Origin of the sequence: Sodalis sp. (in: enterobacteria), from assembly GCF_047607725.1 — a bacterium.
In the GTDB taxonomy this organism is placed as follows: Bacteria; Pseudomonadota; Gammaproteobacteria; order Enterobacterales; family Enterobacteriaceae; genus JBLKSS01.
Map to the genome: position 1 here is coordinate 1 of NZ_JBLKSS010000176.1, position 8,253 is coordinate 8,253.

At 49.0% G+C, this 8,253-nt stretch carries 5 protein-coding genes and 2 pseudogenes; 4 read left to right on the forward strand and 3 right to left on the reverse strand.

Translation table 11 applies throughout. The annotated features are described in order from the left end of the window. Window positions 1-509: 509 nt before the first annotated feature. A complete protein-coding gene (gene srmB / locus ACMX3H_RS15070; protein ID WP_415211417.1) occupies window positions 510-1,853 on the reverse strand; it encodes an ATP-dependent RNA helicase SrmB in 1,344 nt (447 codons plus the stop codon). 193 nt (window positions 1,854-2,046) lie between these two features. On the opposite strand from srmB, the gene ACMX3H_RS15075 reads away from it, so the two are divergent. The 3 genes and pseudogenes from ACMX3H_RS15075 (at window position 2,047) to ACMX3H_RS15085 (ending at window position 5,877) form a co-directional block, all read left to right on the forward strand. Then, entirely contained in the window at window positions 2,047-2,706 is a 660-nt protein-coding gene (locus ACMX3H_RS15075; protein WP_415211418.1) for a tRNA1(Val) (adenine(37)-N6)-methyltransferase, read from the forward strand. A gap of 538 nt (window positions 2,707-3,244) precedes the next feature. Next, window positions 3,245-3,832 (forward strand): annotated as a pseudogene (locus ACMX3H_RS15080) (lytic polysaccharide monooxygenase auxiliary activity family 9 protein). Between the two features lie 1,280 nt (window positions 3,833-5,112). Further along, window positions 5,113-5,877 carry a LuxR C-terminal-related transcriptional regulator gene (locus ACMX3H_RS15085; protein WP_415211419.1) on the forward strand — a complete coding sequence of 255 codons (765 nt, stop codon included), beginning with the start codon at window positions 5,113-5,115 and terminating at the stop codon, window positions 5,875-5,877. Window positions 5,878-6,341: 464 nt separating this feature from the next. Here ACMX3H_RS15085 and ACMX3H_RS15090 read toward each other — a convergent pair whose 3' ends face one another. Beyond that, window positions 6,342-6,752 carry a helix-turn-helix transcriptional regulator gene (locus ACMX3H_RS15090; RefSeq protein ID WP_415211420.1) on the reverse strand — a complete coding sequence of 137 codons (411 nt, stop codon included), beginning with the start codon at window positions 6,750-6,752 and terminating at the stop codon, window positions 6,342-6,344. A 309-nt stretch (window positions 6,753-7,061) separates the two neighbouring features. Here ACMX3H_RS15090 and ACMX3H_RS15095 point away from each other — a divergent pair, with 309 nt between their 5' ends. Further along, entirely contained in the window at window positions 7,062-7,337 is a 276-nt protein-coding gene (locus ACMX3H_RS15095; protein ID WP_415211421.1) for a hypothetical protein, read from the forward strand. Window positions 7,338-7,958: 621 nt separating this feature from the next. On the opposite strand, the pseudogene ACMX3H_RS15100 reads toward ACMX3H_RS15095, so the two are convergent. Continuing rightward, window positions 7,959-8,253: pseudogene (locus ACMX3H_RS15100) on the reverse strand (transposase domain-containing protein); the annotation flags it as partial.

The following is an 8,253-nucleotide window of genomic DNA, read 5'->3' on the forward strand; positions in this document are numbered from 1 at the left end:
CTTCTTTTTACGTGCCATGCCATACTCCCGGAAGCTAAAAGTCTCCAGAGTATGGCGGAATAGAAGATGAGCGATCGGACAGAATCGGAATCGCTGATCGGGCGACCGGAATCAGTGATCGGACGTGACCGGAACCAGCAAAGCTGACAGCCGTAAGCGGCACTTGGCGTGACGTGGCGCCGATAAACGCCGAAAAGCGCTATTTTAGTGGCGCTAACCGCGATGACATCCAGCGGCTAAAGCGCGCCGCTGGGGTAAAAGTAACCACGTCGTCAAATGCGGCTCTATGAGGGCTAGGTATATAAAAAACAATGTTTTTAGTTGATTCGTATCACGCCTGCAACATGACGGTTACTTTTCGCTAACGATTAATGACACTTTGGCGGCGGATGACGCGCGAACTGCGCAAAAGCGCAGCTTTCAGCCCGAGTTACCCTCTCGCGCGCGCCATGTTAATGTGTCGGGTGGTGTTTTTATCAGCATACCGCCGCGCCAGGGTCCGCGGTGACTTAAGCGTCGTTTTCCGGCTTGCTGTCGCTGGCCGCGTCCGGCGCCGATTTTGGCACGCGGCGTTTGCCGATGTTCTTTTTAGCGCGCAACCGTACTTTGGTTTTGTCTTTTGTCCGCGCCTGTTCTTTCTTTTCCTTGCGCTTCGCCAGCACCTTTTTCGACGGTTTGCCGGTCATCTTTTCCGACGGCGCGCGCGTGGCGGGGCTCAGCGCGTCAATCGTGCGCGCTTTTAATGGTTCATTAAGATAACGGCTGATTTTGCCCAGTAGCAAATGATCGTGCGCTTCCACCAGCGAAATGGCGCAGCCTTTGCGGCCGGCGCGGGCGGTGCGGCCTATACGGTGCAAATAGACATCCGGCGTCGAGGGTAGGTCGAAATTGATGACATGACTGATATCGTCGATATCCAGGCCGCGGGCCGCGACATCCGTTGCCACCAGCACGTTGGTGCGGCCGTCGGTCATGCGTTTGATGGCCTCATTACGCTTGGCCTGAACCAGCTCCCCTTCCAGATAACAGGGAGTGATGCCGGCATCGCGCAGCCAGCCCACCAGCTCATGCAGCCGCTCGCGTTTGCGGACGAATACAATACTTTTGCTGACCTCGGGCTGTTTAAGCAGGTGACAAAGCAGCGCGGTTTTGTGCGTCAGATCGTCGGCGCGATAGTACCATTGCACAATTTTCTTGCGTTCGCGGCGCGACGGCGCGGCGTCGATTTCCACCGGATCATTGAGCAGACGTTCGGCACAGTCCTTGACCGCGTTCCCTTCCAGCGTGGCCGAAAATAATAGTGTCTGTTTGCGCCAGCGGGTTTCTGCGGCGATCTGCTCGACGTCTTGGGCGAACCCCATATCCAGCATGCGATCCGCCTCGTCCAGAATCAGCGTTTCTACCGCCCGGCAGTCAAAATTCTCTTCCTTGATGTATTGCAGCAAGCGGCCGGTGGTGGCCACCACGATATCCTGATTCTCGCTGAACACTTCCGCATGATTCATATAGGCCACGCCGCCGGTGATGGTGGCGATGTCCAGGTGGGTGTGGGCGGCCAACTGTTTGGCCTGCTCCGCTACCTGCATCGCCAGTTCGCGGGTGGGGGTCACGATCAGCACGCGGGGCGGACCGGATTTCTTGCGGGGGAAATCAAGTAGATGCTGCAAGACCGGCAGTAGATAAGCGGCGGTTTTGCCGGTGCCGGTCGGCGCCGAACCCAATACATCGCGTCCGTCCATGGCCGCCGGAATAGCTTCAGCCTGAATGGCGGTGGGACGCTCAAAGCCCTTGTCGCTCAATGCAGCGAGCAGGTCTTCGTGCAGCTCGAGTTCGGAAAATTGTGTTACAGTCATGGGCTACCTCTGGTTGGGCGCAGATTATAGACGGATCCTGCGTAATCTTCATCTGTTTGTGCGTGTCAGTTTATTTTAGAGGTATACGCCTGCAGGAGCCAGATGACTATATCTACCCACGGCCGTCACTAAACCGCGGAGGCGGGACGGATTTACCTTCAAACACTTTTTTGTCGCCCACGATCGGTGTGCGATGAAAGTCGGCACCGATGGCGTGCTGCTGGGCGCCTGGGCACCTGTCATCGAGGCGGGCAGGGCGCTGGATATCGGCACCGGCAGCGGTCTGGTGGCGTTGATGCTGGCGCAGCGCATGCACGGCGCCATTCCGATCGATGCGATCGAACTTGACCCGGACGCCTGCCGCCAGGCGCGGGACAATTTTACCGCCAGCCCTTGGGCAATGTCCCTCTGCGCTGTCGAGGGCGATATCTGCGCCTATGCCGGCAGGGCGTCGCGGCGCTATCAGGCTATCGTCAGTAATCCTCCCTATTTTGACGCGGGGCCGGCCTGCGCCACCCCGGCGCGCGAGCGGGCCCGCTATACGCTGAGCCTGAGCCACCAAGCACTGCTGACGGCTGCCACCGCGCTGCTGGAAGAGGACGGTACGCTGGCGCTTATCCTGCCGTATGCCGCATGCGAGGCGCTTATAGCCCGCGCGTTGGCGCAGGGCTGGTGGCTACAGCGGCGCACCGATGTCCACGACAGAGCGGAATTGCGCCCGCACCGGCTGCTGTTGACCTTGACGCGCCGGCCGATGCCGTTAATTCACGATACGCTGACGTTGCGCGACCCGACGGGGGAATGGTCGCCGGCGTTTCGCACCCTGGCCGGCGATTTTTATCTGGCGTTCTAATCGCCGAGCCGCTGTAGGTTGCAGGTGCGTGGCAGTTAGCTGTTTCAGTCCTGTCCCTTCATGACGTATTCGTGGAGGGGCAGCATTCCCGCGTTTATTTTTGAACCTAGACACTATTAATATTGAGTATTTAATCCGTCCTATCGATAATCCATAAACATTGAGAAATAAAACTTTGTGGATGCTTTATATATCTCTCTCTATCTTTATCTCCCGTTTAAATATACGGGGGATTCAATTTTAGACAGCATGGTCGTGAATTGCCGTCATGCCGGCTTTATGCCGCCAAAACCACTAGTCCTAATATTGTAATTAAGAAATAAGCGGCGTGGGTCATATTCTTTGTTGACAGCAAGCAGGTTTGGGACTGGGGCCGTCACCGGCAGTCCTGTAGTCATGGAATAAGCATGGGCTTAATGTCTTTATGTCTCCATCTCGGCATTATGATTTTACCCCTTAAAAGACGCTGAAGAGACGTCTAAATATAAAGTAATTCATTAATACAATAGTGAGTATAATTATGGATAAAGATAATAATATGCTTAGACATGGTCGCATCACTTTCCCTGAATCACGGTCTGAAAAAATGGGACAATGGTGGGCAAATGCGTTAGAAAGTGGAAAGTTTTTCCCCGAAACGCAGGCGGGTTTAGCCGATAAATTCGCCCCTACTGATGAGCGTAATGCACTCCCCCCGCAAGATGGACAGATTGCCAGTGCCGGTTTCACGGATGGCGGCACGACTACTGCACCGCTCAAACTTGATGAATACGGTGAAGACCGCTGGGAAAAGAATGAAATAAAAGCCAATTCTGTTGTGGATTTCACTTAGCACTATATCACAACACATGCCACACGGCGTTGGAATTATTTCATTACCAAAGAGGGTTGGAACCCTAATGAACCCTTAAGCCGCGCTCAGTTTGAGAAAGAGCCCTTTTTCATGGTGCAAAATCCGCAGCAGCCGCATTGGGAATATGCAGATGAATTGACACTCAGTGCCGCCGGGACGGTTCATAAAGTTCAAATGCCCAATAGAAAAGGCTACCATGTTATTCTCGGCGTATGGGAAATCGCAAACATCGCAAGGGCCTTTTATCAAGTGGGCGATGTAAATTTTGTCTGATGATGACTTTCCGTTATTGCTCGCTTTTTAATTTAAGGCAATAATCAAGTTATCCGTGTCGGTATGCGCTGGAGGCTTATTTTAAGCACTATTTCACTGACATCGCATGCCGTCATGTTTAGCGTCATTAACATGCTGCGTCGTTATATTACCCTATTGAAGTGCGCAAAGGAGTAAGGGAGGGAGCACGTCACCCCACCCACGCAGCAAGCAGGAAAATAGACAGTCAGGTAGCCAAGAGGAAAACGGGGGAAATTAGCGGCCATCACCTTAGCGGGCAAAGTGATGACCGACAAAATTGATACTGCACGCGCGCAAATCTATAGGGGTGTTTTTCAGCAATAGTGTGAAGATGATTGCATAACACTAACGAGATTACTCCAAAAGTTCGTGGCTGATTTCACCGCTAAAGAACAGGGTAGAAATAATGAAAAAGTGAATCCCCAGGCCTGACGCTCGCACCTCACGCGGCATTAAACGTGCTCGCGGATGGTATATTTCAACCGCTGGCTGGGGAAATGCTATCCTTGTAAGTAGATGTTTTACAGCAGTCTATTGATTGTCTGAAGGTGTGGGCATGCTGTCGTGAGTGAATTTTCGTCACGGCGTCTTTTTTTCATCCGCCTGCTTCAAGGCTATCGAGGATACGAGTTATGATGGGCACCCGGTTTTTCCCGGGGATAGTCTGACGAGGGGAAACGGCTAAACATTTCCGCAAGGCAGTCTGAGGTAGGCCAGACAAAATAACTTCGCTCGAGTGAAGGGTTGAAATTGTTTTTTTGCGGCCGTCGGTAAGCCCTTGCTCGGGGCGGACGGATGATGAAAAGTTAAAGAATGTTAACGCCCTTAATGACAAAAGCCTTATTGATTTCGCGACCGACTGCCGCAGATATTCATGGCTGAAAAAATCCAGCAATGGCTATCGCCTGGTGCGTTAGCCGCCACGGATAGTCACCAGCATCGGTTGATGCCCTCACGAATTATAATTGCTTGTTACACTAGGTATTTATCAAGCTTTTCATTGGTTATACTCTATTGACGGAATGTGTTGATATCAGTAAAATGCAAATATCACTGCAATATCCGCGGCCGTGATTTGCAGCCCATGGATAACTCTGGTGGGGATCATCGCCGTTCTTTGCGCCGGCACCGGGCACAATCAAAATCAACACTGGGCGTGATAGATGCGCCGCACGGCGCACCAATGCTATCCGCTAGTTCAGTTCGCCACATGACGTTGGGTGGTGATACCTAAATTGGTAACTGTGAAGGGGGTTGCCATGCATAACGGCAATAAGAACACCGAACAATCTTTTCTCGTTGATCATTCAGGTAAGTCAAATTTAACCAATCTAACAGTATCGAAAGTCAACGTGACTGATGAGCCTAAATTGAATGTGAATAGCCAAAACCATAATATTATATCCTATCTGAACTCGTCCAATTCATTAATATCATTTATAAAAAATAGCTCTGATCACTGGCTTGTAAAAGATAATGATGCAAGATATGTATATGTAAATGATTCCGCCTCCAGTTTCTTTAAGTTTCCTAAAAAATTCGATGTGGAAGGAAAGTCTGCTAAGGAAATTCCCACTGATATATGTCAAGAATTTTGGCCTCAATTGACGAAGAGTGATAAAAAGGTTATTGAAAAGAATAAAAAGATAATATCAATTGCAATTCATCATTATGGTAAGGGCAATACTGGCGAGCTAGTGCCACATTACATGGAAAGAGAACCCCTTTATGATGATGACAACACATTAGTCGGCATTGTCAGTTATGGAAGACGTCTAGATATACCAGAATTGTTATGTTACATGAGTCGACTTGGCAGGAAAATCATACAAACTGATGCTCCTGATGATTTATTTACTAAAAGAGAATTAGAAGTCATTTTTGGGGCCCAGCAAAGATTAGGTGTAAAAGAAATTGTCAAAAGGCTGGATATAGCCTGTAAAACGGCAGAAGTACATTTAATGAACATTTATCATAAGGCTGATGTTCACAGTAAATATCAACTCATTGAATACTGCAAATAAACCGGGCTTGATCAATATATTCCTTTGGATTTTATTAGAAAAGGCTTGCGGCTTATTGATTAGTAATCCAAAACTTAATAATGTAAATCATATTTAAGCTAGCCGTCGTCGGCCATGCCGTCAGGTTGCGGTATAGGCAATATGATGTCGCAGGGTAACAGCGCTTACCAATCAATATTCGCATCGGAGGATCCAAGCGCCGTCCACGACGTAAGCAGGCAGAGGTATTGATTGAGCCGTTGTTGCGGGGCGGTCTCAAGGTAAGCGCCCCGTGGAGGACGTCTCAAGCAGGTGGAACGCAAGGCATTACGATAAACGCCAGCCCCTTAACTAGCAAGCAGCTCGATCTGTCGCACGCCTTGCTGTCACTGGCGTCGCCTTCAAACTCCACCCATTTTCAATGGCTAGAATAGTCAAGACATGAAGACTGCGCTTGTATTTATCTGCATAGCTCAGTCAATAGGTCAATCTATTACCCGGATTTTCGACTGTATAAAAGAAGGTGGGGTATAGCAGTCGAAGCCAATGTCTTTGCACCACTCCCTGAATTGATAGATATTATGAATATTAGCTTTTTGGTACATAATACAGAGCCTATTTTCTACCGTTCGATGAGAGATTCCCAATCGTCTTGCTGTTTTTTTACTGGTCAATCCGTGATAGATAAAAAATATTATTTCAATGTCACGATATTTAAGGAAATTTTGTGGCGCATGAGTGGTTAAACTTACAGGTGATTCATCATCGATGTACTGTATGGGCGAGAAAAACTTACATAGTCTTGCTTCTGCCATGGAGCCAATGTAAGCGCCCCGTGGAGGACGTCTTGAATTATTGGTGGGTTTGTTGTATGGCCCGGTAAGAATATGTTCCACTACGATGCCTAGTGAACCCGCATCCTATAAGGGACGGCTGTCAGATCATGGATAATCCGGGATGATAGTGTCCACTTAAATTTTAATGGACACTATCACAAACTTCAGAACCACTAATTTCATATCACTCAAACCGGGATGGAAATAAAAGTTATTAAAATCAATACAATGTGAAAATGCAATGAGCATAAGCGTGTAACGTAGCTTTACTGTCTCATACAACAAACCCACCAATAATTCAAGACGTCCTCCACGGGGCGCTTACCATTATTCTACGTAACGGCCAAAGGAAAACTAGACGGCATCGCCGTGATAGTTCAGCAGGCAATTCCGCTTATCGTACGTTCACCTGAAGCGCTATTATCCCACGGGCTCAATCACGATATTGAAGAATATACATTACCGGCACTTAATGAAGCGTCAAGCTCACTTGCGGCACAACTGATTCGCAGTGCCGAAGATGCAGCTGATGCTACAGCAGTTTCTGAATCTGCAGACACGCCAGAAGATTCAATTGCGCCTCCAAATCCGAAAAATAAACTTGTGTTAAGCTCTTCTGCCGCTTTTAGGATGAAAACGAAATAGGCACTATTGTACAAAAATTATCACTCCTTGAGCTCCGAAAATTCTTCAAGGCTTTAATGAACGTTAACTCTTCTCATTTTTTGAAATACGGAGCTTTCACAACGCTTTGAAGCTAGGTAAAAATTACATTAGGCATTATATGAGTATCTCATATGCCACCTAAAATAAGAGTGATTATTGCGAAGTGATATGGCAGGGTTATTTAATGACTGGATGATATACATGAGACGCTTTCCCGTTTGACTACTATCCCTATTAGTTAAGGCCTGGCCCAGTAGTAACTGCTGATGTCATTAGTTTACATGTCACGCAAATTGAATGTATTGAGACAGGTGGAGGTGTTTGGATGAGCTTTTGTGGATCTATTAGTCCAAACAGCTACGCCGCTCGTAAAGCTGCATCTCCCGTGCCGCTGACCACAAGTCATAATAAGGGTAGTTACAATGGCTAAGCGTGATGGTAAGGCAGAACCCGCAACAACACAATTATTTTAAAATGAAAGATTTCAGCCCCGTCATTACGCTATGGGTTATGTTTCCAACGGGGTGCGCAAGACCCGCAGCCCGAAATTGACCTACAAGGTGCTTGACTGTAAGCGTACGCCCAGCGCCGTATTGACAGTTATTTAGCAGGGATGGTGAGGTTCCACGGCAGGAGCTCTTTGATTTTGTTGATGGGATGATCCGCGATAATCGCCAGCACATGACGCAGATACGCTTCCGGCTCCACGCCGTTCAGTTTGTAACTGCCGATCAGCGTATACATCAGCGCCGCCCGGGCGCCCCCGGATATCGGCTTCGATCGTGTACAGCTCACCGATCCGGCGCAGGGCCTCGGTAGTGGTCGGCGACGGATGGCGCACATGGATATCATGGATTTTACGCCGGGCGTGGCCATGCAGCCGACCTCGCGGATA